This window comes from Kluyvera sp. NPDC087067 (assembly GCF_044745165.1).
GTDB lineage: Bacteria > Pseudomonadota > Gammaproteobacteria > Enterobacterales > Enterobacteriaceae > Kluyvera.
Genome location: NZ_JBIUZS010000003.1, coordinates 399,024 through 424,803 on the forward strand (window position 1 = coordinate 399,024; position 25,780 = coordinate 424,803).

The 25,780-nt window shown below is 51.0% G+C and carries 24 protein-coding genes; 16 read left to right on the top strand and 8 right to left on the bottom strand.

The window, feature by feature from the left end:
* Positions 1-56 precede the first annotated feature (56 nt).
* Positions 57-1,268: a tyrosine transporter TyrP gene (gene tyrP / locus ACIPDS_RS10645; RefSeq protein ID WP_400735273.1), complete on the bottom strand. Its 1,212-nt coding sequence runs from the start codon at positions 1,266-1,268 to the stop codon at positions 57-59.
* A 194-nt stretch (positions 1,269-1,462) separates the two neighbouring features.
* Between tyrP and ACIPDS_RS10650 the strand changes: the two genes are divergently transcribed.
* Positions 1,463-1,702: a YecH family metal-binding protein gene (locus tag ACIPDS_RS10650; protein ID WP_400735275.1), complete on the top strand. Its 240-nt coding sequence runs from the start codon at positions 1,463-1,465 to the stop codon at positions 1,700-1,702.
* 34 nt (positions 1,703-1,736) lie between these two features.
* Here ACIPDS_RS10650 and ftnA read toward each other — a convergent pair whose 3' ends face one another.
* The 3 genes from ftnA to ACIPDS_RS10665 form a co-directional block, all read right to left on the bottom strand.
* Positions 1,737-2,234, bottom strand: coding sequence for a non-heme ferritin (gene ftnA, locus ACIPDS_RS10655; RefSeq protein ID WP_166513523.1), 498 nt, complete (start codon positions 2,232-2,234; stop codon positions 1,737-1,739).
* A 187-nt stretch (positions 2,235-2,421) separates the two neighbouring features.
* Positions 2,422-2,757, bottom strand: a complete 336-nt coding sequence (gene yecR, locus ACIPDS_RS10660) for a YecR family lipoprotein (RefSeq protein WP_400735278.1) — start codon at positions 2,755-2,757, stop codon at positions 2,422-2,424.
* An 85-nt stretch (positions 2,758-2,842) separates the two neighbouring features.
* On the bottom strand, positions 2,843-4,900 hold the full coding sequence (locus ACIPDS_RS10665; protein WP_400735280.1) for an HD domain-containing phosphohydrolase: 2,058 nt from the start codon (positions 4,898-4,900) through the stop codon (positions 2,843-2,845).
* Positions 4,901-5,317: 417 nt separating this feature from the next.
* On the opposite strand from ACIPDS_RS10665, the gene ACIPDS_RS10670 reads away from it, so the two are divergent.
* A complete protein-coding gene (locus ACIPDS_RS10670) occupies positions 5,318-5,956 on the top strand; it encodes an RpiB/LacA/LacB family sugar-phosphate isomerase (RefSeq protein ID WP_166513525.1) in 639 nt (212 codons plus the stop codon).
* Between the two features lie 61 nt (positions 5,957-6,017).
* Here ACIPDS_RS10670 and ACIPDS_RS10675 read toward each other — a convergent pair whose 3' ends face one another.
* On the bottom strand, positions 6,018-7,442 hold the full coding sequence (locus tag ACIPDS_RS10675) for an MFS transporter (protein ID WP_400735282.1): 1,425 nt from the start codon (positions 7,440-7,442) through the stop codon (positions 6,018-6,020).
* Between the two features lie 208 nt (positions 7,443-7,650).
* Here ACIPDS_RS10675 and azuC point away from each other — a divergent pair, with 208 nt between their 5' ends.
* Positions 7,651-7,740, top strand: a complete 90-nt coding sequence (gene azuC, locus ACIPDS_RS10680; RefSeq protein WP_166513527.1) for a stress response protein AzuC — start codon at positions 7,651-7,653, stop codon at positions 7,738-7,740.
* Between the two features lie 80 nt (positions 7,741-7,820).
* Positions 7,821-8,072, top strand: coding sequence for a DUF2766 domain-containing protein (locus tag ACIPDS_RS10685; protein WP_166513528.1), 252 nt, complete (start codon positions 7,821-7,823; stop codon positions 8,070-8,072).
* 80 nt (positions 8,073-8,152) lie between these two features.
* On the opposite strand, the gene ACIPDS_RS10690 is transcribed toward ACIPDS_RS10685, so the two are convergent.
* A complete protein-coding gene (locus ACIPDS_RS10690; protein WP_166513529.1) occupies positions 8,153-8,656 on the bottom strand; it encodes a non-heme ferritin-like protein in 504 nt (167 codons plus the stop codon).
* 625 nt (positions 8,657-9,281) lie between these two features.
* Between ACIPDS_RS10690 and ACIPDS_RS10695 the strand changes: the two genes are divergently transcribed.
* The 4 genes from ACIPDS_RS10695 (at position 9,282) to araH (ending at position 13,632) form a co-directional block, all read left to right on the top strand.
* Entirely contained in the window at positions 9,282-9,839 is a 558-nt protein-coding gene (locus tag ACIPDS_RS10695) for a DJ-1/PfpI family protein (RefSeq protein ID WP_166513530.1), read from the top strand.
* 251 nt (positions 9,840-10,090) lie between these two features.
* Complete coding sequence (locus tag ACIPDS_RS10700) at positions 10,091-11,071, top strand: arabinose ABC transporter substrate-binding protein (RefSeq protein WP_400735286.1); 981 nt, start codon at positions 10,091-10,093, stop codon at positions 11,069-11,071.
* Between the two features lie 51 nt (positions 11,072-11,122).
* Positions 11,123-12,637, top strand: a complete 1,515-nt coding sequence (gene araG, locus ACIPDS_RS10705; protein WP_400735288.1) for an L-arabinose ABC transporter ATP-binding protein AraG — start codon at positions 11,123-11,125, stop codon at positions 12,635-12,637.
* Between the two features lie 14 nt (positions 12,638-12,651).
* Entirely contained in the window at positions 12,652-13,632 is a 981-nt protein-coding gene (gene araH, locus ACIPDS_RS10710; RefSeq protein WP_400735603.1) for an L-arabinose ABC transporter permease AraH, read from the top strand.
* Positions 13,633-13,909: 277 nt separating this feature from the next.
* On the opposite strand, the gene uspC is transcribed toward araH, so the two are convergent.
* Positions 13,910-14,329, bottom strand: coding sequence for a universal stress protein UspC (gene uspC / locus ACIPDS_RS10715; RefSeq protein ID WP_400735292.1), 420 nt, complete (start codon positions 14,327-14,329; stop codon positions 13,910-13,912).
* Between the two features lie 794 nt (positions 14,330-15,123).
* Here uspC and flhD point away from each other — a divergent pair.
* From flhD to ACIPDS_RS10750, 7 genes are all read left to right on the top strand, one after another.
* A complete protein-coding gene (gene flhD / locus ACIPDS_RS10720) occupies positions 15,124-15,474 on the top strand; it encodes a flagellar transcriptional regulator FlhD (RefSeq protein ID WP_400735293.1) in 351 nt (116 codons plus the stop codon).
* Positions 15,471-16,055, top strand: coding sequence for a flagellar transcriptional regulator FlhC (gene flhC, locus ACIPDS_RS10725; RefSeq protein WP_400735605.1), 585 nt, complete (start codon positions 15,471-15,473; stop codon positions 16,053-16,055). The genes flhD and flhC overlap by 4 nt, the downstream gene beginning before the upstream one ends.
* A 123-nt stretch (positions 16,056-16,178) precedes the next feature.
* Positions 16,179-17,072: a flagellar motor stator protein MotA gene (gene motA / locus ACIPDS_RS10730; RefSeq protein ID WP_400735295.1), complete on the top strand. Its 894-nt coding sequence runs from the start codon at positions 16,179-16,181 to the stop codon at positions 17,070-17,072.
* Positions 17,069-17,992, top strand: coding sequence for a flagellar motor protein MotB (gene motB, locus ACIPDS_RS10735; protein WP_166513537.1), 924 nt, complete (start codon positions 17,069-17,071; stop codon positions 17,990-17,992). Before motA ends, motB begins: the two co-directional genes overlap by 4 nt.
* Before the next feature lie 10 nt (positions 17,993-18,002).
* Entirely contained in the window at positions 18,003-20,012 is a 2,010-nt protein-coding gene (gene cheA, locus ACIPDS_RS10740; RefSeq protein WP_400735607.1) for a chemotaxis protein CheA, read from the top strand.
* Between the two features lie 24 nt (positions 20,013-20,036).
* The gene (gene cheW, locus ACIPDS_RS10745; RefSeq protein ID WP_052283483.1) at positions 20,037-20,540 is read left to right on the top strand and encodes a chemotaxis protein CheW; all 504 of its coding nucleotides are present in this window, start codon (positions 20,037-20,039) and stop codon (positions 20,538-20,540) included.
* Between the two features lie 667 nt (positions 20,541-21,207).
* A complete protein-coding gene (locus ACIPDS_RS10750; protein ID WP_400735298.1) occupies positions 21,208-22,482 on the top strand; it encodes a porin in 1,275 nt (424 codons plus the stop codon).
* A gap of 94 nt (positions 22,483-22,576) precedes the next feature.
* Here the strand turns inward: ACIPDS_RS10750 and ACIPDS_RS10755 are convergent, their stop codons facing one another.
* Positions 22,577-23,839: a dicarboxylate/amino acid:cation symporter gene (locus ACIPDS_RS10755; RefSeq protein ID WP_166513540.1), complete on the bottom strand. Its 1,263-nt coding sequence runs from the start codon at positions 23,837-23,839 to the stop codon at positions 22,577-22,579.
* 272 nt (positions 23,840-24,111) lie between these two features.
* Between ACIPDS_RS10755 and tar the strand changes: the two genes are divergently transcribed.
* The gene (gene tar, locus ACIPDS_RS10760; protein WP_400735301.1) at positions 24,112-25,758 is read left to right on the top strand and encodes a methyl-accepting chemotaxis protein II; all 1,647 of its coding nucleotides are present in this window, start codon (positions 24,112-24,114) and stop codon (positions 25,756-25,758) included.
* Positions 25,759-25,780: the final 22 nt, after the last annotated feature.

The window sequence follows — 25,780 nt, forward strand, 5'->3', positions numbered from 1 at the left end:
AATCAATAAAACGCGACGGCGGGAGCGAACGATTTACCCGCCGTTGCGTCATTGTCTTACCCAACCGACGGCAACACTCCCGTCGCAATTCCCGCCTGAATCAGTATCACCGCAATCCCACAAGCAAAGACCAGCCATAGCATCGGCGTACCGCCTGCCACCCGATAACCGCCTTCTGGGTGGTGCTTACGACTCTGTAGCGTCAGCATTGACGGAATAATCAGTGCCAGAACTGCCAGCGCTACACCGGCATAGCCCAGTGCCATCACAAATCCGCGCGGATAGAAGAGCGCAAAAGCCAGCGGTGGCAAAAAGGTAATCGCACCGGTTTGCAGACGTCCACGAACGCTGTTCTGGCGCTGGAACAGATCGGCTAGATAATCAAACAGCCCCAACGCTACGCCAAGGAATGAGGTGGCGAGCGCCAGGTCGGCAAACAGATGCACAGCCAGCTCAACATGGGGAGAAGCCACAACTTCGCGAATAGCCATCAGCAGGCCGTTCAACCCGGTGTGCTCCGCCATTAAAGCGCTAAATACCGGGGAGTCGATGCTACCCAGCGTGGCAAGCTGCCAGAACAGATAGGCCACCAATGGAATCGCGCTACCGATGACAAACACCCGACGAAGCTTGCGAATATCGCCGCTCATATAGCTAACGATACTCGGCACGCTGCCGTGGAATCCAAATGAAGTAAAGATAACCGGAATGGCAGAGAGCGCCAGCCCCTGTTCCAGCGGTAGCGTTAACAAGTTAATTTTATGAATATGCGGCAAAAGCAGGATCAGCATCACCACCAGGAAAATAATTTTGGCGCTGAACAAGAAGCGGTTAAAGAGATCGACCAGCGAAGTGCCGATGCAAATGACCATGCCGCCGATTGCCGTAAACAGCAGAACGCCAAGGGAAGGAGGCATATCGAAACTAAACCATTGGCTGAGGCTTGAAGCCAGCAGTTCGCCTGCACCGCTGATGTAGGCCGCCGTCAGCGCGTACATCAGGAACATCATGCTAAAACCGGTGATCCATTGCCCGTAACGTCCGAGGTAGCGCAGCGCCAGTGACCCGAGTCCGGTATCAGCAGGGACATGCTGATAGACTTCCAGCAACAGTAAGGCGGTATAGCACATCAGCGCCCACAGGCCGACCAGCAGCACCAGCGTAACGCCAAAGCCGACGCCAGCAGAGGCCAGCGGCATTGCCAACATTCCTGCGCCAATAGTGGTGCCCGCTACGATTAAAATACTCCCCAGGGTACGGTTTCTCACGCTTTCCTCTACTTCTGAATGCCATCACAACCAAAGATGTCGCGCAGAGTATGTGAAACGAGCAATTTCGTCAAATCTGAATTACAGCAGGTGTACCGTTTTATTTACATTTTAAAGAGGGAAAGAAAGCTGCGTTAGCGCAAAACATGCAAAACAAATACCGTTTATTGTGGTGTTTTATTTGAGGGGGATTTATGGAATCTATTCACGGTCATAACGTTTTAAATATGATGCTGGAGTCAGGCGAGCAATACACTATGGAAAGTCTGGAGGCGGCTATTCAATCACGCTTTGGCGCGCAGGCGCGTTTTCATACCTGTTCCACTGAGAATATGAGTGCGTCAGAATTAGTGGCTTTCTTGCAGCAAAAAGGAAAGTTTATTCCCCTGGAGGCAGGTTTTAATACGGCAGCAAGCAAAATTTGTCGTCATTAATCTGCAGCGGCGTGGGTACGCCGCTGCATGAAAATTAATTTTGCGAATCGAGCGTTGCCAGCTCTTTATCAATAAAGTACAACCCTTCGCCGCTTTTACCCGCCAGCGTCAGCTTATCAATAACTGATTTAAACAGCTTCTCTTCTTCATGTTGCTCTGAAACATACCATTGCAGGAAATTAAAGGTTGGATAATCCTGATTGGTCATTGCCGCATGCGCCAGTTCGTTGATTTTACTGGTGATAAGTTGCTCATGTTCGTAGGTCACCCGGAAGAGTTCATCCAGTGATGCGTATTCGGCAACCGGCGTTGGGACGGTATTGATGCGCGGCAGACTCCCGGTATCGGTGAGATAGTCGAACAGACGTTGCATGTGGGTCATCTCTTCCTGGGCGTGGCGGCGTAAAAATGCGGCGGCCCCTTCGAAACTGTTGAAGCTGCACCAGGCGCTCATCTGTTGATACAGTAAAGAAGAATAGAGCTCGAGATTCATCTGCTCGTTTAATTTCTCGATCATTGGCGCTTTCAGCATAGTTTCGCTCCAGAAAAATATTTCACAAGTTAATTACAGCAGAACTATAAGTTGTTATTAATTTATTTGCAAAAGGTAAATAAAAAATCATTTATTTAATAATGCGAATGGGAATAACACGCATTGGCATAAATATTAGAAGAGAAGGGGTAAATATTAAATAACGCCGGAAGACCGGCGCGAGCGTTTAATAATAGGCGGAGCTGACGGGAACGTTAGCTATTCCACGGCATTGATACTGGAGAGTGACCTGCTCATTCAGGCAGACAGAGCCGCTGGTGGTGGTGCAGGTGGTAATCGGTTGACCAAAAGGAAATGCCGTGGCGTAGCCCATCTGCTGACAGGCCTTATTGGCTTCGGATTGGGCAAGATAATCATCGGTTTTGGCATTTTGTAAAATAGCCTGGCCATAGGTTAAACGCACGATACCGCTGGTCTGGTCCACTTCACTGACGCTTGCGGCGCGGGGAATTGAACACGCGGAAAGTGTCAGGAGGGCCGGGATAAGTAAAAGGCTTTTCATCAAGTCGCTCTGCGCAATCTGTCGTAAGCCTATTGTAGCTTTCGCTTCCAGGAGCAATCCCTTGAATAGTCGCTATATCCTGAGGTTAATCTCTTCGTGAGTCATAAATGGCCTTAAACTGAAGGTGAAGCTCACGAAACACCTCGACCAGCGCCGGATCAAAATGGCTGCCGGCGCTGTTGATGATAATTTCACACGCCTTTTCGTGGGAGAAGCTGGGCTTATAGACCCGCTTTTGCCGCAGCGCATCATAGACATCGGCAATCGCGAGAATGCGCGCCTCCAGCGGAATGGCTTCGCCAGCAAGCCCTTCCGGGTAGCCGCTGCCGTCCCACTTTTCATGATGATAATGAATAAGATTTTCAGCCACCGACCCTAATACCAGCCCCTGAACAATTCGCCAGCCTTTTGTCGTGTGCTGCTGAATCAGCTTGAATTCGTCCTCGGTGAGCTTGTCCTTTTTACGCAGAATATGCTCAGGTACGGCAATTTTGCCTATGTCATGCAGCGAGGCGTACGTTTCTATGGCGCGGATATTTTTCTGCGGTAGCTTCAGGTTAGCGGCAAGGAGGCTACAGTACGCGGCGACGCGACGAATATGACAGCCGGTTTCATCATCATGGACGTGATTTATCTTTTCCATTGCTTCGACGATGCTACGGTTTATGGCACGGTTTTTATTCATATGCCGCCACATCATCAACATCATGCTGAGAATAAAGATGAGCAGTGCTAATAGCCCGGCGCTGATGATCTGCAGTGCGTTTTTGCTTAAAGACATCGTTGGAGCGAGGCGGGTAGGCGGCGTTAACTGGTAACGATAGTTCGAAATAAGATGCACCTGCGCAAGCAGCGCGTGCAGAGGATGATCGACGTTTATCCAGGTGCCAATCTGATAGCTGGAATTGGTCAGTCCGGCGACTTTCAGCGCTCCGCGGAAAAGATCGCTGCCGCGCAGCGCCTGCTCAAGCGAGGTGAGGTCGCCCAGGATAAAGTCAATTTGGTTATTATCAATAGAATCCAGCAGTTCATCTATAGAAGCTCGTGAGACGATGTTGACCTCAGAACCAAAGCGCTGGCGCAGATAATAGGCAGCAAACGAACCGCGAATAACCCCCACTCGCTGATGCCGGACTTGCTCTTCGTCCAGAATAAAGGGCTGCCCAATCTTGTTGTAATACGCGTTATAGCCGTTGACTAACGTCCCGACTAACCCTTCCATCTGCGCGCCATTGCGCACATCAATAATGTCGGCAAGGTGGATAGGCCATTCTTCATTTTGCATACGAATCAGATAGCTATCTACAAATTGCACATTGACATTAATGTTAAGCAGCTCTCGAAGGTCTTCTATCATCGCGATTGCACTACCGTGATAGCCTTGCTCATCTTTCCAGATAATCGGCGCAAAGTTCTCATTTTTGGGTAACAGCAAAGTGAGGCTATTTTCCGCAAGCCAGGCTTTTTCTGCATCGGTGATATTCAGTTTATGACGCAGATAATCGCGTTGGCTTTGTTGCTCCAGCGCCTGCAATTTCCCGTTTTGCTGCCATTCATTAATCAGCTGATTAATATTGTTACGCATCGAGATTAATTCCGGGCTGATGCCGAAAGATGAGGTGATGCGAAGCGAATTGAAGGGGCGGGAGATCGTGTAGTAATACTGCGGGCCGCCGATTTCGCGATCCTCATTGATATAAAAGTCCGCGCCGCCGCTGCGAAGAATTTGCAGGGCTTCGTTACTGCTTTCTACCTCGATAATCTGCTGGAACTGTAGCGTGGGATAAACGCGTCTGATGAGCTCCTGCGTCTGGTCGCTGCGTCGGAAAATTACACGGGTATTATTAAGATCGTTAATGGATGCGGCCGGGCGGGTGATACTGGCGGCTACGATGGTACTTTCCAGCAGCCGACTCGATAAGATGTTGTTATGCAAATACTCACGGGTCTGCAACACGCTCGCATAGAGCCCGTAATCATGGTGGACAAACCGTTGATCGAAGGTCGTACCATCAATGGGACGTAGCGTAAGGTTATAGCCGTAACGCGAATTCAGCGCGTGAAGAAGCTCAGGATAGAAGCCATGAAATTGCCCGTTGCCATCACGCCAGAATTCAAAACTGTCAGCATCAAGTATCCACACGGGGATAGCTGACGTCGTTTTTATCTTTTGCGGCGGTATAGCGTAAGCACGAGTTGCGAAAATAATTAACAGGGTCAGTAGTATAAGAAGACCCAGCCCGTGTCGAAAACGCCGGCAGTTCTGTGTCACAAGTCAGTTCCTTTGAAAAACTATTCAATCCATTTAATAGCGTACAAAAAGCAAGGACTATTCCAGTCCGTTTCCAGTCTAGTCGACCATCTGGCCGATGGACAGAAAAAAAAGAGTGCGTTATGTAATGTTTTTTCAATCCCAGGAAGAACGAAAAGTGTGACCGCCTCAGTAAAAATCAAAACGTTTTTTCATAAAATTTGAAAGTGCGTTTGTCTGATAGTAAGGTTACTACAATGTAATCGAACGACTGCGGGTGAGCCCGCGTAGCTTTCAGGAGAGGAAAGAATGAAAATTGCACTGATGATGGAAAATAGCCAGGCCAGCAAAAACGCGACAATTCATCATGAGTTAAAAGCTGTGGCCGATGAGAAAGGTTTCCCGGTCTATAACGTGGGCATGTGCGATGAAAACGATCATCACCTGACCTACATTCACCTGGGGATCATGGCCAGCATCCTGCTGAATGCGAAAGCGGTCGACTTCGTGGTCACCGGCTGTGGCACCGGTCAGGGCGCAATGATGTCTCTGAATATTCACCCAGGCGTAGTGTGCGGCTACTGCCTGGATCCGGCTGACGCCTTCCTGTTTGCCCAGATCAACAACGGTAACGCGCTGTCTCTGGCCTTCGCAAAAGGCTATGGCTGGGGCGCTGAGCTGAACGTCCGCTACATGTTTGAAAAAGCATTTACCGGTCGTAACGGCGAAGGTTATCCGCCAGAGCGTAAAGAGCCGCAGGTACGTAACGCCGGTATCCTGAACCAGGTGAAAGCAGCGGTAGTGAAAGAAAACTACCTCGATACCCTGCGCGCCATTGACCCGGAACTGGTGAAAACCGCGGTTTCCGGCAAGCGTTTCCAGGAATGCTTCTTTGAAAACTGCCAGAACAAAGAGATTGAAGCCTTTGTTCGCGAGATTCTGGCGTAAGCCACAGACCTCAAACGGCAAACAAAAACCCACGCATCGCGTGGGTTTTTTTATTCCGGGCTTAGGCTTTAACTTTCTTCGATACGGCGTTCCCCGCATCTCGCGTCAGATGAAGCGTATCAAACATGCCGACCAGACAAATCAGCGCAATAAAAATAAAGGCAAGGCGGAAACTAATACCCGGTATGGCCCCTAACGCCATCATCGAACTTATCTTTTCACCAATACGAATGCCAATCGCTCCTAACGTGATGCCAAGCCCGATGGCTAACTGACTGGCGGTACTGAACAGGGTATTGGCATAACTCATCTGCGGTGAAGGGACGTCGGCGAACGCCAGGGTACTGACGCCGGTAAACTGGATAGAGCGGAAAACGCCACCGAGATAGAGCACCAGCATAATCACCCATACGGGCGTCTGCGGCGTCAGGAAGGCGCAGGCAACCAGCGCCAGGACATTCAGCGCACCGTTAATCAGCAGCAGGCGGCGGAAGCCGAGCCAGCGGATAAGCGGGGTGGTGGCCGGTTTTATCGTCAGATTGCCAACGAAGACTGCCAGCACCAGCAGGCCCGAATGGAACGGATCCATACCAAATCCTACCTGGAAAAGCAGCGGCAGCAGGAACGGCACGGCGCTGATAGAGGCACGAAACAGCGAACCGCCATACATCGTCACCTTGAAGGTCGGAACCTGCAACGCATCAAGACGAATCATGGGCCACGGCGTTTTGCGAAAATGACGCAGCGCGTAGTAGAAGGTGACGCCGCCGATAAGCAGCAGAGCAATCACCAGAGCGACGTTGAGTTTCTCGGCCCCGAGTAATTCCATCGCGTAAACCAGGCTGACCATCGACACTGAGGTGGCCAGAAAGCCGGGCAGGTCGAAAGGACGGCGCTCGTCATCGCGGATATCCGGGATAATGCGCAGCGCCAGGATAATGGCGATAATGCCCAGCGGAACGTTAATAAAGAAGATCCAGCGCCAATCGGCCACGGTGGTAATAAATCCTCCTAGCGGCGGCCCGATAATCGGGGCGATAAGTGCCGGCCAGGTCAGGGTGGCAATAGCGGTAATCAGCAGATGCTTTGGCGTGGTGCGGAGAACGGCAAGGCGTCCAACCGGCACCATCAAAGCACCGCCTACGCCTTGTAGGATCCGCATGGCAACAAATTCATGGGCGCTGGTGGCGAGCCCACAAAATACGGATGCTACGGTAAAGATAGCCAGCGCCAGGCTAAAGATGGTACGAGCACCGAAGCGGTCGGCTATCCACCCGCTAGCGGGGATCAGTACCGCGAGGGTGATAAGATAGGCGCTGATGCCGATATTCAAATCGACGGCTTCCACGCCAAAGGTTTTAGCCATGTCTGGCAGGGCGGTGGCAATCACCGTCCCATCAAGGAACTCCATAAAGAATGCACCGGCCACCAGCAGGGCGGCAGGGGATACCCCGCGAGTTGCCTGGGCCTGGGAAGGTTCGCTCATTTTTCAACCCTATCAAAAAAATGCGTAATTTTTATAAAATTTGTAGGTGTAGTAAGTCGAAGATTTCTATAACAATTTTTGTATAAATTTAACGTAATGAATAAATTTTGTGTGATTTATATCTCAAAGTGATTGATTTTTGTGATGCAGGTCATATTATGTGCGTAAAGACAATAACATCTGCATAACAAAAAACGGGAGTATCACCATGAAACAGCGCATGCGTAAAATCCTCAAAAGCATGTTTGAGAACTATTGCAAAACTTTCAAAGATGTACCGCCAGGCGGTATGTTCTGATAAAAAAACCTGCCACGGCAGGTTTTTTTATCTTCTGCGAAAGTAGGTTACTATTACGCTCCGCAAAAAAGGAGCAAAAAATGTCTCAAAACCTTACCCCTAATGATGAGCTGGTTTCCGACGTGGTAGCCTGTCAGCTGGTAATCAAACAGATCCTTGATGTCATCGACATTATCGCTCCGGTTGAAGTGCGCGATAAAATGGCATCACAGCTAAAAGCCATCGATTTTACCACCCATCCGGCAGGTGCCGACCCGGTCACGCTGCGGGCGATTCAGAAAGCCGTGGCTTTGATTGAGCTGAAGTTTACGCCGCAAGACACCACGCATTAATCGGTGCGAAAGGGCCAGGTTTTATCCTGAGTGCTGGAAGGAAGGCAAGCAAGGGCGGCGTTACCGCCCTTGTGACATGATTAATGTTTTTGGTGTGACACAATATTCAGCAGATGCTGATCGGTTTGCTGAATGCATAAACCCGCCTTACGTGCGCTGCGGATCTCATCCAGAATGGTCTTCAGCAAGATACCATCCTGTTCCTGCTCTTCTTCCAGTGCATTGAGGAAACTCAGGGTGCTATCGTCATGAAGAACTTTTGCTTCATGGGTCAATTGCGAGAGCGTTGAAGCACGCTGGGCATGATCTTCAATGGTTTGCAGGAAAAGATCTTCAAGGGTCATACAATCGTCTTCCTGAGCTTCAAACGCTTTTACTACCGGATAAGCACCTGATTTCTTCATATAATCGAACACGCGCATCATTTGCGTGACGCTTGACTGCGCGCGTGAACGAAGAAATGTTGCGGTACCATTGAGTCGATGTTCGGAACACCACTCGCTCAAACGCAAATAATGATTAGATGCATAAAATTCGAGATTCATCTGAGCATTAAGCTTTTGAACCATTCCTGAAACTGCCATGTGAATATCCTTATTACCAGGTCGGAACGATACGCGTGACATCGCACAGTTCTAAATAGCCGCTAACCATGCGCTATTTACGCGTTAGAGTGTGATTACCTATTACAGGTAATCCTTATATAAATCTGGAGAATATAATTCATCTCCAGCATGAAAATAATACGCTCAGAAGGCATATAAGAAAACTCTCATGAGCCGCTTTTTACGTTTCGTTACAACAGAAACGCTGATGAAAAAATACAGCGCTATGGCATTTATGTAATCTATTGATATGTATCGAATATAATGTCGCTGCATCTTCTGGGTAAGGCATTTTTAACAATTGAAACGATGTTTCATTATTGCTTTGAAAAGTGTGATCTGCTTCTAATATTTTCTGAAAAAATGAAACGCGCATTAGGCGTAATAAGTATTATTTGTTATCAATAAGGCATCACGGACAAAAGTTGTTGGTTATAAGTCATATTTTAAGGCTACGTACTTAATATCGGAATGACGTTAAATTTGTTTTGGATCATTTTGGATTAAAGCCAGCAAGAGGATTATGTTCGCGGTAATTAAGGGTACATAAAGTCCGGCCCCATTTTAGGGGAGGATGATATTGATAAAATTGACAGGAGTTAAAATGAAACAGGTTGCAGTTTTGCTCGCCCCAGGGTTTGAAGAAGGGGAAGCGATTGTCACTATCGATATTCTGCGTCGCCTGCACATTGGTGTTGAGCTGGTGTCATGTGCAGAATCACGTGCAGTGGTAAGTTATCACGATATTCCGATGGTGGCGGATGCGACGCTGGCTGAACGCATGGACACACTGTACGACGCGGTTGTCCTGCCGGGTGGGCCACAGGGAAGTGTGAATCTGGCGGCAAACCAGGACGTCATTAAGTTTGTTGCCGCGCACGATGCCGCCGGTAAATTTATCTGCCCAATCTGCTCTGCCGCCGCGCGCGTGTTAGCGGGCAACGATCTGCTGAAAGGCCGCCGCTATGTCTGTTCCGGCGATTTATGGCAGGACGTTAAAAATGGCGAATACGTTGATGCGCCGGTGGTGGAAGACGGCAATCTGATAAGCGGTAAAGGTTTTGGTCACGTGTTTGATTTTGCCTTCACCGTCGCCGCCCGTCTGTTAGGTGATGAAGCGCCGGTGCGCGATCACGCCGATCACATCTATTATCGCTGGTAAGTCCTCGCAATAGCGCGAATTGTCTGACAATTCGCGCAATCTTATATGTAATTATCTGCTGAATCTATGCATCACTTTACTGTAATTCAGCGGTGTGATGTTCCTCTCTTATGAAAAGTTAATTCCGGGCTATTAATGTTTCAACAACGTTAACGCTGTAAGCGAAACAGCTAATACTTTGTTTTATGTCTACTTTAAATCGGTCATCTGATTTACCCCTACATAAAAGAACATTTAGGCTGGAGTTAACCATGCACAAGTTTACTAAAGCGCTGGCGGCCATCGGGCTGGCAGCGGTTATGTCACAATCAGCTATGGCTGAAAATCTCAAACTCGGCTTTTTGGTTAAACAACCGGAAGAACCCTGGTTCCAGACGGAGTGGAAATTCGCGGATAAGGCGGGTAAAGATCTCGGCTTTGATGTGATTAAAATTGCCGTGCCAGATGGCGAAAAAACGCTGAATGCTATCGATAGCCTCGCGGCAAGCGGCGCGAAAGGTTTTGTTATCTGTACCCCTGACCCGAAACTGGGGCCTGCTATCGTGGCGAAAGCCCGCAGCTATGACATGAAAGTCATCACCGTCGACGATCAGTTTGTGAATGCCAAAGGCAAACCGATGGACACCGTACCGCTGGTGATGATGGCGGCAAGCGAGATTGGCGCGCGTCAGGGCCAGGAGCTTTATAAAGAGATGCAAAAACGCGGCTGGGATGTCAAAACCACCGGCGTCATGGCGATTACCGCAAACGAACTGGATACCGCACGCCGTCGTACCACCGGCTCAATGGAGGCTATCAAGGCTGCCGGTTTCCCGGAAAAGCAGATCTATCAGATTCCAACCAAATCCAATGATATCCCCGGCGCGTTTGATGCCGGTAACTCCCTGTTAGTTCAGCACCCTGAAGTGAAGCAATGGTTGATAATCGGCATGAATGATAACACCGTGCTCGGTGGCGTTCGGGCCACGGAAGGCCAGGGCTTTAAAGCGGCGAACGTTATCGGCATCGGCATTAACGGCGTCGATGCGGTCAATGAATTGTCGAAAGCGCAGGCGACCGGATTCTTCGGTTCGCTGTTACCGAGCCCTGATATCCACGGCTATAAAACCAGTGAGCTCCTGTACAACTGGGTAGAAAAAGGGGTTGAACCGCCGAAATTCACCGCCGTCACCGACGTGGTGCTTATCACTCGTGACAACTTCAAAGAAGAGCTGGCGAAAAAAGGCCTCTAAGTCCTGATAATTCTCCCCCCAGCAACGACGGGGGGAGAAGGAGAGTTCGTTATGCAACAGTCTGCCCCTTATCTCTCATTCCGCGGCATTGGTAAAACGTTCCCCGGCGTTAAGGCGCTATCTGACATTAGCTTTGATTGCTACAGCGGTCAGGTGCATGCGCTGATGGGCGAAAATGGTGCCGGGAAATCAACGCTTTTGAAAATTCTCAGCGGTAACTATGCGCCGACTTCCGGCACGCTATCGCTGCGTGGAGAAGAGATTTCTTTTGCTGATACTACCGCCGCGCTGAATGCGGGTATCGCCATTATTTACCAGGAACTGCATCTCGTCCCGGAGATGACCGTCGCAGAAAATATCTATCTCGGACAGCTTCCGAGCCGTGCCGGGATCGTCAACCGCTCTTTGCTCAATTACGAAGCGCGCATACAGCTTGAACATCTGGGGCTGGATATTGACCCGGATACGCCGCTGAAATATCTCTCCATCGGGCAGTGGCAGATGGTTGAGATTGCCAAGGCGCTGGCGCGTAACGCTAAGGTCATTGCCTTTGATGAGCCGACCAGCTCACTTTCCGCCCGCGAGATTGAAAACCTGTTCAGGGTGATCCGCGAGTTGCGTAAAGAGGGAAGGGTGATCATTTATGTTTCGCACCGAATGGAAGAGATCTTTGCCCTCAGTGACGCCATTACCGTGTTCAAAGATGGTCGCTATGTTTGCACTTTTGACGATATGCAGACGGTGAACCATGACCGCCTGGTGCAGGCGATGGTCGGTCGAAATATTGGTGATATCTACGGCTGGCAGCCGCGTGAATATGGTGATGAACGCCTGCGCCTTGATCGGGTGAAAGCGCCGGGTGTCCGAACGCCGATTTCATTGTCGGTGCGTAGCGGTGAAATTGTCGGCCTGTTCGGGCTTGTGGGCGCCGGGCGAAGTGAGCTGATGAAGGGGATCTTTGGCGGCAGCAAAATTACCGGTGGCGATATTTTCATTGATGGCAAAAAGGTCACTATCGATAAGCCAGCGCAGGCGATTCGAGCAGGTATGATGCTGTGCCCGGAAGACCGTAAAGCTGAGGGCATTATTCCGGTGCACTCGGTGCGCGACAACATCAATATTAGCGCCCGCCGCAAACATATTCGCGCCGGATGCCTTATTAACAATGACTGGGAGGCGAGCAATGCCGACCACCATATCCAATCTCTCAATATTAAAACCCCGGGAGCGCAGCAGCTCATCATGAACCTCTCGGGCGGAAATCAGCAAAAGGCCATCCTTGGGCGCTGGTTATCGGAAGAGATGAAGGTCATCTTGCTTGATGAACCGACGCGCGGTATCGACGTGGGGGCGAAACACGAAATCTACAACGTGATTTACGCGCTTGCGGCATCGGGGATTGCTGTGCTGTTCGCATCAAGCGACCTGCCGGAAGTGCTCGGGGTTGCCGACCGCATTGTGGTCATGCGTGAAGGCGAAATTTCCGGCGAGCTGCTCCATGAGAGCGCCAATGAACAACAGGCGTTAAGCCTGGCGATGCCTAAAGTCAGTCAGGCTGTGGCCTGAGTAAGGAGATTATGATGTCATCTGTTACAACACCTGGCGCTCGCCGCTCGTCTGTGAGTTTTGGTCGTATCTGGGATCAGTACGGTATGCTGGTGGTGTTCGCCGTACTGTTTATCTGCTGCGCTATTTTTGTGCCGAACTTTGCTTCGTTCATTAATATGAAGGGGCTGGGGCTGGCGATTTCCATGTCGGGCATGGTCGCCTGTGGAATGCTGTTCTGCCTTGCGTCCGGTGATTTTGATCTCTCCGTCGCCTCGGTTATCGCCTGTGCGGGGGTGACCACGGCGGTGGTTATCAATGCCACCGAAAGCCTGTGGATTGGCGTCTTTGCCGGTCTGCAGCTGGGGGCGCTTAGTGGTCTGGTCAATGGTTTCGTGATTGCGAGGCTTAAGATCAATGCGCTGATTACAACGCTTGCCACCATGCAGATTGTCCGCGGCCTGGCGTACATTATCTCCGACGGGAAAGCGGTGGGGATTGAAGACGAGCGTTTCTTTGAGCTGGGTTACGCAAACTGGCTGGGGCTACCTGCGCCAATCTGGCTGACGGTAGGCTGCTTAATCATCTTTGGGCTGCTGCTCAATAAAACCACCTTTGGACGAAATACCCTGGCCATCGGCGGCAACGAGGAAGCGGCTCGATTAGCCGGGGTGCCGGTGGTTCGCACCAAGATTATTATATTTGTGCTGTCGGGGCTGGTGTCGGCAGCGGCGGGAATTATCCTGGCCTCGCGTATGACCAGCGGCCAGCCGATGACCTCGATTGGTTATGAGCTGATTGTTATCTCGGCCTGTGTGCTGGGCGGGGTATCGCTTAAAGGGGGCATTGGTAAAATCTCGTATGTAGTGGCAGGAATTTTGATTCTGGGTACGGTGGAGAACGCCATGAACCTGCTGAACATCTCTCCGTTCTCGCAGTATGTGGTTCGCGGTTTGATATTGCTGGCGGCGGTGATTTTCGACCGCTATAAGCAGAAAGCGAAACGCACGGTTTGACGAGACTTCCGGCGCTGGTTTCCTGTGGACGTCCGGTGCGGATTGCCGGATGGCGGCGTTGCCTTATCCGGCCTACAAATAGCGGTAGCCCGGGCGAGGCATTTATGCCGACCCCGGGTTGTGGGCAGAGAGTGAAACGCATCGTTTGAGGATCTTAAATGTCGATTTTCCCCGGCGTCGCTGCGCTCGGCCGGGCTACAGGATGGGGGCGCAATGGGTAGCCCGGGCGAGGCATTTATGCCGACCCCGGGGTTTTTCGCGTGCGCAAATAGCCTGGTTACAGTGTCACTAACAGCACATCCACGCCGCTTCCCTTAACGATATTCTTCGCCGAGCAGGTGGCGCGTGAAAAGAAGCTTTGGTTATGGTTGCCACAGATAACCAGGTCAACCTGATGTTTCTGGCAAAATGTTTTAACGTGTTCGCACAGCTCGCCTGAAGCTATCTGACATTTCCAGATGGGGTAGTCGACGCTATCCACCAGGCTTTGCAAAAATTGCCGGGTTTCTTCTTGCATCAATTCCCGCAGATTTTCCATCATCGGTGCGGCGAGTTGGTTGTACATTTCGGGGTCAGTCGAAAGGGTCACCAGACTAATACGGGCATTGGCGGGACGCGCAATAGCCACCGCTTTCTGGAGTAGGGCATGGCTCTCGGGCGTTGGAGCAACCGCGACTAAAAGATGTGAGTACGACATCAGACCTCCTTGCTTGAAAAGTTCGCACGCTAACTATATTCTCATACTCTTTTTGTAACGTGCTCGCAAGCGCCGGGCGGAATTTTCCTGTCTATAACTTAATCTAATACATAAGCAAGTTTTATGCGAATCACGGGCTGAAACCTACGCCCCAGACATAAACATGTCTTGATATATGATGTAATCAAAATATTTCCTCAATATTTAATTTTTGGTGAACATTTGTTAATTAAAAGTAATTAGTATGCAAAGAAATCGGCTCACAAAGAGGTGAATTTTTAATCTGTTGAATTTAAAGTAAATTTCAATAGACCGTAAAAAAGATGATCTGTAGCAAGTTTCTCGTAAATAGCGGATCACCAGACCGGTCGATCTGAATGGCTATTAAATAGTTTCGGTGAATGAATATACGCAGATGGGGAATAAAATAGCGTTTTACCTGTGCGTTATTTGACCAAAATACAATGAAGGCTGATAGATTTGCGTGTAAAAGACAGTTTGATTTTGTGACGGCGATCACATAAATTTCAAATTAACAGTGGGGTAACATTGTATGTGTCACATCTGGCGAGTAAAGTTGCGTCGAATTAGGAAAAATCTTAGTAAATTGTAAGAAATGTTTAGATTCGTCGGGGCATAAAGTGAAAACGTTACTCGATAATCGATACAGGATTAACCTGATTGGCCATGCATTTCGACCGATTCATTTTTTTTATCGGGCCTTGCCCGACGACATCACGGGGTATGCGGTTTGACCGCATAGAGTACTAAATTGGTTATTCGGGATGGGGAAAATGCATACATCCGAGTTGCTAAAGCATATTTATGACATCAATTTGTCTTATCTGCTTCTTGCACAGCGTTTGATTGGTCAGGATAAGGCTTCTGCTATGTTCCGCCTTGGTATCAACGAGGATATGGCAAAAGTTCTTGGGGAACTGACGCTCCCACAGATGGTGAAATTGGCGGAAACCAACCAACTGGTTTGCCAGTTCCGTTTTGATAACGCCCAAACCATCACCCGTCTTACACAAGAATCACGTGTGGACGATCTGCAACAGATTCACACCGGCATTCTGCTCTCCACCGCACTGCTGAATGAAGCCAGTCAATCAGGCGCTCCTGCACGTAAGAAAAGGGCCTGATGATGAGTGAAAAAAGCATTGTTCAGGAAGCTCGCGACATTCAGCTTGCCATGGAGTTGATTACTCTCGGCGCGCGTTTGCAGATGCTGGAAAGCGAAACCCAGCTCAGCCGTGGTCGTTTGATTAAACTCTACAAAGAGCTGCGTGGAAGCCCGCCTCCTAAGGGAATGCTGCCGTTTTCTACGGACTGGTTTATGACATGGGAACAAAATATCCACTCATCCATGTTCTGTAATGCCTGGCAATTCTTACTGAAAAGCGGCCAATGCTCTGGCGTTGATGCCGTGATAAAAGCCTATCGTCTCTATCTCGAGCAGTGTCCACAACAAGATGAGGGGCCGCTACTGGCCTTGACTCGCGCATGGACGTTAGTTCGTTTTGTTGAAAGTGGACTGCTTGAACTTTCCAGCTGCCATTCTTGCGGCGGTAATTTTGTGACTCATGCACACCAACCTGCGGGCAGCTTTGTTTGTAGCCTCTGCCAGCCTCCATCACGCGCCGTAAAAAGACGTAAACTTTCCAGCGCTCTTGCCGATAGTAATCCACAACTGCTGGATGAACAGATAGGGCAAGCTGTTTAACCCACACCACGTGGAGTTAATACGCCAGCAGCGGTCTTTACGACCGCTGCTTTTTTTTACCCGGGCCGGGTGAAATTCCTCAATTCTGTCTCCTCTCTTAGTCAACAGTGAAAGGATGATAGCGTGCTTATCTTAATAGGTTACCTGGTTGTTTTGGGGACAGTTTTCGGCGGTTACATGATGACCGGCGGGCACCTTGGGGCACTGTATCAACCGGCTGAGCTGATTATTATCGGCGGGGCGGGGGTCGGCGCATTTATTGTGGGGAACAATGGTAAAGCCATCAAGGGAACGCTCAAGGCGCTGCCCTTGCTGTTTCGCCGCTCGAAATACACCAAAAGTATGTACATGGATCTGCTGGCGCTACTGTATCGCCTGATGGCGAAATCGCGTCAACAGGGGATGTTCTCGCTGGAGCGCGACATCGAAAATCCGCAAGAAAGTGAAATTTTTGCCAGCTACCCGCGCATCCTGGCCGATGCGGTGATGCTTGAATTTATCGTCGATTATCTGCGTCTTATCATCAGCGGCAATATGAACACCTTCGAAATCGAAGCGCTGATGGATGAAGAAATTGAGACTCATGAAAGTGAATGTGAGGTTCCCGCCAACAGCCTCGCGCTGGTGGGCGACTCGCTTCCGGCATTCGGTATCGTCGCGGCGGTAATGGGCGTGGTGCACGCATTGGGTTCAGCGGATCGCCCGGCGGCAGAATTGGGTGCGCTTATCGCCCACGCCATGGTCGGCACCTTCCTGGGCATTTTGCTGGCCTACGGATTTGTCTCGCCGCTGGCGAGCGTCCTGCGCCAAAAAAGCGCCGAAACCACCAAAATGATGCAGTGCGTCAAAATTACGCTGCTGTCGAATCTCAACGGTTATGCGCCACCGATTGCCGTCGAGTTTGGTCGTAAAACGCTCTACAGCAGCGAGCGTCCTTCGTTCGTCGAACTGGAGGAGCATGTGCGCGCGGTGCGTAATCCGGCAGGCCAGCAGCAGACGACCACCGAGGACGCATGAAAAACCAATCACACCCAATCGTCGTCGTAAAACGGCGTAAGCATAAATCACACGGTAGCGCGCATGGATCGTGGAAGATTGCTTACGCCGATTTTATGACGGCGATGATGGCGTTCTTCCTGGTGATGTGGCTTATCTCCATCTCCAGTCCCAAAGAGCTGATTCAGATAGCGGAGTACTTCCGAACGCCGCTGGCGACCGCCATCTCAGGCGGCCCCCGGATGGCCAATACCGATAGCCCTATCCCCGGCGGCGGTGATGATGTGACCCAGCAACAGGGTGAAGTGCACAAACAGCCCAATATTGATGAGCTGAAAAAACGCATGGAGATGAATCGTCTCAAGCGTATTCGCGGCGAACTGGATCAACTGATCGAAGCCGATCCGAAACTCAGAGCGCTGCGTCCGCATCTGAAAATCGATCTGGTACAAGAAGGGCTGCGTATTCAGATTATTGATAGCCAGAATCGCCCGATGTTTAAAACCGGGAGCGCCGAGGTGGAGCCGTATATGCGCGATATTCTGCGCGGCATTGCCCCGGTGCTAAATGAGATCCCCAATAAAATTAGCCTTTCCGGCCATACCGATGATTACCCGTACGCTAACGGTGAACGAGGATATAGCAACTGGGAGCTGTCCGCTGACCGTGCCAATGCCTCGCGTCGTGAACTGGTGACCGGAGGATTAGACGACGGCAAAGTTTTACGCGTTATCGGGATGTCAGACTCGATGCGCCTCTCAGCGCGTGGCGGGGATGCGATTAACCGTCGTATCAGCCTGCTGGTGCTGAATAACCAGGCTGAACAGGCCATTCTCCACGAGAATGCCGAGAGCCAGAATGAACCTTTAAGCGTATTACAGTCGCCGACGATCTCATCATCCGCGGCGGGTACTACGCCGCCACAACCCGACCCGAGGTGATTGCGTGAGCATGGATATCAGCGATTTTTATCAGACGTTTTTTGATGAGGCCGACGAACTGCTGGCCGATATGGAACAGCATCTACTGAACCTGGTGGTGGATGACCCTGATGCTGAACAGATGAATGCGATTTTCCGCGCGGCGCACTCGATTAAGGGCGGGGCGGGCACGTTTGGCTTCACCATCTTGCAGGAAACGACCCACCTGATGGAGAACCTGCTGGATGAGGCCCGGCGCGGGGAAATGCAGCTTAATACCGATATTATCAACCTGTTTTTGGAAACCAAAGATATTATGCAGGAACAGCTCGACGCCTATAAAAGCTCCAGCGAACCGGATGCTGCCAGCTTCGAATATATCTGCAATGCGCTGCGCCAGCTTGCGCTGGAAGCAAAAGGCGAAAGCATTTCACAGCCTACTGGCAATACCCGGTTGAGCGTGGTGGATAATGACGCGCAGGAAGACGCGGACTCTCTCGCGCCTGCCGCCGTTACGGGGCAAACGCAGATTACCTTGTCGCGCCTGAAGGCCGGTGAGCCAGAGATGCTTGAAGAAGAACTGGGCAACCTCGCCACCTTAAGCCAGGTCAGCAAAACCGCAGACTCCCTGACGGCAATCATTGACGGTGAGGTGAATCAGGACGATATCGTGGCGGTACTGTGCTTTGTGATTGAAGCAGACCAGATTGAGTTCAGCCCGGTGGCGTCGGTTGCAGAAGAGAGCGTAATGAATGAAGAGGTGATCGCGGCACCGGTCGACGTTCCGGCTGCGGTTAATCCGCAGCCTACGTCTCCTCGCGTCGAGCGGGAAAAACCGGCGGCGCGTACCAGTGAATCCAGCAGTATTCGCGTGGCGGTGGAAAAGGTCGATCAGCTGATTAACCTGGTGGGCGAGCTTGTGATCACGCAGTCGATGCTGGCACAGCGTTCCAACGCCCTGGATCCGGTATCGCACGGTGATTTGATTACCAGCATGGGCCAGCTGCAACGTAATGCGCGTGACCTGCAGGAGTCGGTGATGTCTATCCGCATGATGCCGATGGAATACGTCTTTAGCCGCTTCCCCCGCCTGGTGCGCGACCTCGCAAGTAAACTCGGCAAACAGGTTGAGCTGACGCAAATCGGTAGCTCAACGGAGCTGGATAAAAGCCTGATTGAACGCATTATCGACCCACTCACGCACCTGGTGCGTAACAGCCTTGACCACGGCATTGAATCGCCGGAAGCGCGTCTGGCTGCGGGAAAATCGGCGGTGGGGAATTTAACGCTGTCCGCAGAGCATCAGGGCGGCAACATTTGTATCGAAGTGACCGACGATGGCGCCGGATTAAACCGCGAGCGCATCCTGGCCAAAGCCGTCTCGCAAGGCATGGCGGTCAGCGAAAACATGACCGATGAAGAGGTCGGTATGCTGATCTTCGCGCCCGGTTTTTCAACCGCTGAGCAGGTGACTGACGTTTCAGGGCGCGGCGTGGGGATGGACGTGGTGAAGCGAAATATCCAGGAGATGGGCGGCCACGTTGAAATTAAATCCCGCCAGGGCGCGGGGACAACCATTCGCATCCTGCTTCCGCTGACGCTTGCGATCCTCGACGGCATGTCGGTGAAAGTGAGTGAAGAGGTCTTTATCCTGCCGCTGAACGCGGTCATGGAATCTCTACAGCCGCGCGAAGAAGATCTGCATCCGCTGGCAGGCGGTGAGCGCGTACTGGAAGTGCGCGGAGAATACCTGCCGCTGGTGGAACTGTGGAAAGCGTTCGAGGTGCAGGGGGCAAAAACCGAAGCCACGCAGGGCATTGTGGTGATTTTGCAAAGCGCCGGTCGTCGCTATGCGCTGCTGGTCGATCAGTTAATTGGTCAGCACCAGGTGGTGGTGAAAAACCTGGAGAGCAACTATCGCAAGGTGCCGGGGATTTCGGCGGCCACCATCCTCGGTGACGGAAGCGTAGCGCTGATTGTCGATGTCTCGGCACTGCAGGGATTAAATCGTGAAAAACGTCTGGCGAACACTGCCGCCTGAAACGCTTAAAGAAAAGGTAAAAACATGACCGGAATGACGAATGTAACAAAGCTGGCGGGCGAACCGACAGGGCAGGAATTTTTAGTCTTTACGCTGGGTAATGAAGAGTACGGCATCGATATCCTCAAAGTGCAGGAGATCCGCGGCTACGATCAGGTAACGCGCATTGCCAATACCCCAGCCTTTATTAAAGGTGTAACCAACCTGCGCGGCGTCATCGTACCGATTGTCGATCTGCGCGTGAAGTTCAGCCAGGAAGACGTTGAGTACAACGACAATACGGTCGTGATTGTCCTGAACCTCGGGCAGCGGGTGGTGGGCATTGTTGTCGATGGCGTTTCTGACGTACTGTCACTGGCCTCCGAGCAGATTCGTCCGGCACCGGAATTTGCGGTGACCTTGTCAACGGAATATCTGACCGGGCTGGGCGCACTGGGCGACCGTATGTTGATTCTGGTAAACATTGAGAAGTTACTTAATAGCGAAGAGATGGCGCTGCTGGATAGCGCAGCCAGCCACGCAGCTTAATAAAATAAGGCTCATCGTAGTTATACGGTGGGCCTTATTTACATTGTGAGGCAACGCACTATTTTTCGTTACAACACGATAATGTAAAAATGTGCGCTTAAGACATGCCGGGTTATCATTTTTATACTGTTTGTTCTTGTTTATTTTTATTTACCCGCTTTACCCCATCTTTTTATATTCATATAAATTATTGCCATTCCAAAAAGAAATTATTTTAGCGAATATTTCATTTGAAAGTCATCGCGCTATTGTTATTGAAAAATCGCATTATACCGCGTAGACGTTATTTGCCGGATCAATAGATTAGGCTGCTATGAATTTTTTATGTTAATTTTTATTATTGGGGTTGTCTTATTTATCTGTTTTTATTGTGTATTTACTGTTGTGTATTGGTTTTAAATTTACATCAGGAAATGATTATAAATAAGAGTGAGTAAATTCTGAGGGTTAGTCACACACTCTCGCCTTATTTGTAAAATAATCTTCATTTTATGAATTCACGAAAGAAAATAATTCTTAGTGATGGCAGTCTTATTTTTAATTTATGCGCATAGAAAAGAGATTCAGACAGCTATTACTATCCACGGCGTGGAGAGCAATATCGCTATCCGATTATTCAATTTAATCGTCACTAAAAATAATCTTAAATATTGATTAAGGGATTTCTATGCGCGTAAAAAATGTAATGCTGAAACCTTCTATTATCGCTTTGGCTATTACCGCCGCGGTGGGGACGCCAGTCTATGCGCTGGCAAGCAGCGGCGAGCAGGCTTCTCCGGCCTATACCGCAACGCAAACCAAAGGCGAGATGGTTTATCAAAATGACGATACGGCGATATCCATCATGGGCTCCGTACGTCTTATGGCGAAAGACGATTCGGCGCATAGCGTAGAACATAATATTCAGAATAATGACTCGCGTCTGGGCGTCGCCCTGCGACAGAAAATTAATGACGACGGCTATTACGCGGCAGGGTATTACGAAACCGGGATTCATGGACTGGATTCCGCCACCGACGACCAGGGCAACGATGTGTATACCCGGCAGGCTTATGCGGGTGTCGGTAACGAAAACTACGGGGTGGTCACCTTCGGCAAGCAATATGCGCCGACCGACTGGGGCTTGGGGATTGATACCACCTATGCTTACGGCGGTAAGGCAAAACACGACACCGCCGGGATGTCGACCGATATTATCAACTCTGCGGCAATCTATTATTACAACACCAACGCCTTCACCGTGGGTGTAATGGGGCAGGGGAATGATGACGTCGATAAAATTGGCTTCGGTAGCGGTTATGGCGACGGCCCGGATATGCATGATGCTTATCACGATGGTTCCGCAACCGTCCACGGCGGCGCGGCGCTGGCGGCACAATATCGCTTTGAAAATGGCTTCTCTGTTTCCGGGGCTGCGGCCTATAACAACTACACGGTAAACCAGGGCTCCGTGACCACCGATGTTCCGGTCGGGCCACATGGCGGAACGGTGCCGGTGACGACGGTAACCGGCCCATCCTATGACGGTAATACCTATTCGATGGGGATGAACGCCAAATACACCGCTAACTTTGCCGGTTTCACCTGGTATAACGGGGCGCAGGCCACCTACTACATTAACAAAGTTGATGACGTTCAGGCGGCAACCAGCGGTACCAGTCATCAGACCGACGATCAAGAAACCATTCTGGGGCTGGAATACGCTTCGCAGTTTAAAATCACGCCACAGTGGAGCGTTTACGCGAACTTTGACTGGACGGAAGGGGGCGATGCTATGGACGGGCAGCACTTCCAGTCGACCACGCTCGGTACGGACTATTGGTTAGGCAAGAATGCGGTAACGTATATTGAATATGGCTATGAGAAGGCCAGCGGTAATAGCGACGAGTCTGACAACGTTTCCGATCACCTTGCGGCTGTTGGTCTGCGTATCTTTATCTAACTTTCTGGTATCAATCCCGGCGGCGCTTCGCTTGGCCGGGCTACGCTCAAATGTAGCTCGGCCAAGCGAAGCGCCGCCGGGATCGACTCAACAATTACATATTCTGCTGCACAACCTCAGGCTCAACTTCACTAAGCTGACCTTCGTTCTGCGACAGCATCGCCGTCGCCACGCCGTTACCCAGCACGTTGATGGCTGAACGCCCCATATCGAGGAAGTGGTCAATGCCCATCAGGAGCAAAATGCCCGCCACCGGAATGTTAAAGCTCGGAATGGTCGCCGCCAGCACCACCAGTGCCGAACGCGGTACCCCGGCAATCCCTTTCGATGCCAGCATCAGCGTCAGCATCAGCACGGCAATCTCTGAGAAGCTCAGGTGAATGTTGTACGCCTGGGCGATAAACATCGAGGCAAAGGAGCAATAGACCATCGAGCCCACCAGGTTAAACGAGTAACCGATAGGCAGCACGAAAGAGACGATATTACGGGAACAGCCGAATTTGGTCAGCTGCTCAAGCGTTTTCGGGTAAGCCGCTTCTGAGCTGCTGGTGGTGAAAGCCACCAGTACCGGATCTTTGAGCATACTGAGCAGACGGAACACGTCTTTTTTCAGCACCATATAGCCAATGGCCACCAGTACGCAGCAGGTGAGTACAATCGCCACATAATAGCCGCCAATAAACGACGCGTAGTTAAGCAAAATACCCAGACCTTCCGTCGCAATCACCGATGAGATGGCGGCAAAAATCGCCAGCGGCGCAACGTACATCACGTAACCCGTCACCTTGAGCATGATGTGGGAAACCACATCCAGCGCGGCAACCAGGGGCGCGTTAAACTTCTGCCCAAGCGACGCACCACCGATGCCGAAGAACATCGAGAAGACCACAATTTGCAGAATTTCGTTATCGGCCATCGCGCCGACAATACTGGTCGGGATGGTGTGAGAAAGAAAACCTTTCAGGCTCATGCCGCTGACCGCAAGCCCGGTATCGACGGTATCTTTCGGTATGGCCAGATTCAGGCCGCTGCCCGGATGTTGCAGGGTGACGATAAACAGCCCGACCAGAATCGACAGCACCGATGAGCTGATAAACCAAACCATGGCTTTGCCGCCGACGCGACCGATCGTCGAGGTTTCCCCCAGCTTCATGATGCCCACAGTCAAGGTGCTAAAGACTAAGGGTGCTATCACCATTTTGATAAGCCGAAGAAATATATCGGTGAAGAGAGTGATGTTGCTGGACCAGACCTGAATGGTGTTTGCTGATGCGTAAGAATGGATCATTGCGCCGGTGAGAATCCCCGCCAGCATGAAAATCACGATAAAAATCGTGAGTTTATTCGCGTTTGCCACAAAAAATACTCCGTCAGATTACGAAATTGCCCCGCGATGAAATAATGCATTTTTATTATGTAATACCATCAATTCATTCATTACATAAATTGTATGAAACCCGGGTCATTTACAACTTTTTTTTAGTATTTATAAAAAATGTTTTGATTCAATGACTCGCTGCCCGCCGCGCCGTACCCCTTCTCCTGCCCACGATTTTTCCCCCAGGCGCGCATAAAGTTTCTTTTTAGGATGCCGATAACAGCGATAACTGAATATAGAGAAGGTGTTGTATGTTAAACCGTATCCGCGTTGTCACACTGCTGATGTTGGTGCTGGTCGTCTTCGCGCTTCTGCAGTTAGTCTCCGGGAGCTTTTTGTTCTCCTCGTTACAGCAAAACCAACAAAGTTTTGCGCTCTCTAATACGCTTCGTACTCAACAAACGGAACTCACCCAGGCGTGGGATCTGATGCTGCAAACGCGTATCAACCTCAGCCGCTCTTCGGCGCGGATGATGATGGATACGCAAAATCAGCAAAGCAGCGCCAAAACGGAGCTGCTGAAAAATGCCAAAGCCACGCTGACCCAGGCGGCAGGCCACTTTGAACGCTTTAGCCAGCTTTCCCCGCCGCCCGAGATGAGGGAAGTCAGCGCCCAGGTCACAAAAACCTATCAGAATTATTTCACGGCCTTACAAGAGCTGTTGGCTTTTCTTGATGCTGGCAATATGGACGCCTATTTCGCTCAGCCCACGCAAGGCATGCAAAATGCGCTAGGTGAGGCGATGACTCAATATGCAAGCCAGAGTGAAGCGCTCTACCAGCACGCGTTTACCACCAGCAGCAGTGACTATCAGTTTGCCCGCTGGCAACTGGTGATTCTGGCGATAGTCCTCGTCGTCGTCATGGTGGCCGCCTGGTTCGGTATTCGCGCCATTTTGCTTAAACCGCTGTCGGCGGTGATGGGACATATTCGCCATATTGCTGCAGGCGATCTTACCCAGCATCTGACGCTAAGTGGGCGCAACGAAATCACCGAACTGGCCGACACCGTCAGCCATATGCAGAACTCGCTTATCGATACCGTGACCCACGTACGCGAAGGGGCTGAAGCCATCTATCACGGCACCAGCGAAATCGCGGCGGGCAATAACGACCTTTCCGCGCGCACTGAACAGCAGTCAGCCTCGCTTGAGGAAACGGCGGCCAGCATGGAACAGCTGACGGCCACGGTGAAGCAGAACGCAGAAAATGCGCGTCAGGCTTCGCATCTGGCGCTTAGCGCCTCAGAAACGGCCCAGCGCGGCGGCAATGTGGTCAACGGCGTGGTGAATACCATGCATGAGATCGCCGCCAGTTCACAGAAAATCTCTGACATAACCGGCGTTATCGACGCCATTGCTTTCCAGACCAATATTCTCGCGCTCAATGCAGCAGTAGAAGCGGCACGCGCCGGTGAGCAGGGGCGCGGTTTTGCGGTGGTGGCGGGAGAAGTGCGTAATCTTGCCAGCCGCAGCGCGCAGGCGGCAAAAGAGATCAAAGCATTAATTGAAGATTCTGTGGCGCGAGTCGATACCGGTTCTGTGCTGGTGGAGAGCGCTGGCGAAACCATGACCGATATCGTCAACGCCGTGACCCGCGTAACCGACATCATGGGTGAAATTTCCTCGGCCTCCGATGAGCAAAGCCGGGGAATCGACCAGGTGGCTATCGCGGTGGCGGAAATGGACAGCGTGACGCAGCAAAACGCCTCGCTGGTGGAAGAGTCCGCCAGCGCGGCGGCGGCGCTTGAAGAACAGGCCGAACGTTTAAATCAGGCGGTGGCCGCTTTTCGCCTGAATGCCACTCCGACAAGTCGTGAAGCCACAGCGCCCGCTGCGCCGACACGCCTGACGCCCGCCGTCAACGTTCGGGCCGACAACAACTGGGAAACCTTTTAATGATATCTGCGGTTAATGGCCG

Excerpts from the sequence above, each read along its gene's own strand:
- ACIPDS_RS10650 (WP_400735275.1), top strand. The coding sequence starts at position 1,463 with ATGGAATCTATTCACGGTCATAACGTTTTAAATATGATGCTGGAGTCA.
- ftnA (WP_166513523.1), bottom strand. The coding sequence starts at position 2,234 with ATGCTGAAAGCGCCAATGATCGAGAAATTAAACGAGCAGATGAATCTC.
- yecR (WP_400735278.1), bottom strand. The coding sequence starts at position 2,757 with ATGAAAAGCCTTTTACTTATCCCGGCCCTCCTGACACTTTCCGCGTGT.
- ACIPDS_RS10670 (WP_166513525.1), top strand. The coding sequence starts at position 5,318 with ATGAAAATTGCACTGATGATGGAAAATAGCCAGGCCAGCAAAAACGCG.
- ACIPDS_RS10675 (WP_400735282.1), bottom strand. The coding sequence starts at position 7,442 with ATGAGCGAACCTTCCCAGGCCCAGGCAACTCGCGGGGTATCCCCTGCC.
- azuC (WP_166513527.1), top strand. The coding sequence starts at position 7,651 with ATGAAACAGCGCATGCGTAAAATCCTCAAAAGCATGTTTGAGAACTAT.
- ACIPDS_RS10685 (WP_166513528.1), top strand. The coding sequence starts at position 7,821 with ATGTCTCAAAACCTTACCCCTAATGATGAGCTGGTTTCCGACGTGGTA.
- ACIPDS_RS10690 (WP_166513529.1), bottom strand. The coding sequence starts at position 8,656 with ATGGCAGTTTCAGGAATGGTTCAAAAGCTTAATGCTCAGATGAATCTC.
- ACIPDS_RS10695 (WP_166513530.1), top strand. The coding sequence starts at position 9,282 with ATGAAACAGGTTGCAGTTTTGCTCGCCCCAGGGTTTGAAGAAGGGGAA.
- ACIPDS_RS10700 (WP_400735286.1), top strand. The coding sequence starts at position 10,091 with ATGCACAAGTTTACTAAAGCGCTGGCGGCCATCGGGCTGGCAGCGGTT.
- araG (WP_400735288.1), top strand. The coding sequence starts at position 11,123 with ATGCAACAGTCTGCCCCTTATCTCTCATTCCGCGGCATTGGTAAAACG.
- araH (WP_400735603.1), top strand. The coding sequence starts at position 12,652 with ATGTCATCTGTTACAACACCTGGCGCTCGCCGCTCGTCTGTGAGTTTT.
- uspC (WP_400735292.1), bottom strand. The coding sequence starts at position 14,329 with ATGTCGTACTCACATCTTTTAGTCGCGGTTGCTCCAACGCCCGAGAGC.
- flhD (WP_400735293.1), top strand. The coding sequence starts at position 15,124 with ATGCATACATCCGAGTTGCTAAAGCATATTTATGACATCAATTTGTCT.
- motB (WP_166513537.1), top strand. The coding sequence starts at position 17,069 with ATGAAAAACCAATCACACCCAATCGTCGTCGTAAAACGGCGTAAGCAT.
- cheA (WP_400735607.1), top strand. The coding sequence starts at position 18,003 with ATGGATATCAGCGATTTTTATCAGACGTTTTTTGATGAGGCCGACGAA.
- cheW (WP_052283483.1), top strand. The coding sequence starts at position 20,037 with ATGACCGGAATGACGAATGTAACAAAGCTGGCGGGCGAACCGACAGGG.
- ACIPDS_RS10750 (WP_400735298.1), top strand. The coding sequence starts at position 21,208 with ATGCGCGTAAAAAATGTAATGCTGAAACCTTCTATTATCGCTTTGGCT.
- tar (WP_400735301.1), top strand. The coding sequence starts at position 24,112 with ATGTTAAACCGTATCCGCGTTGTCACACTGCTGATGTTGGTGCTGGTC.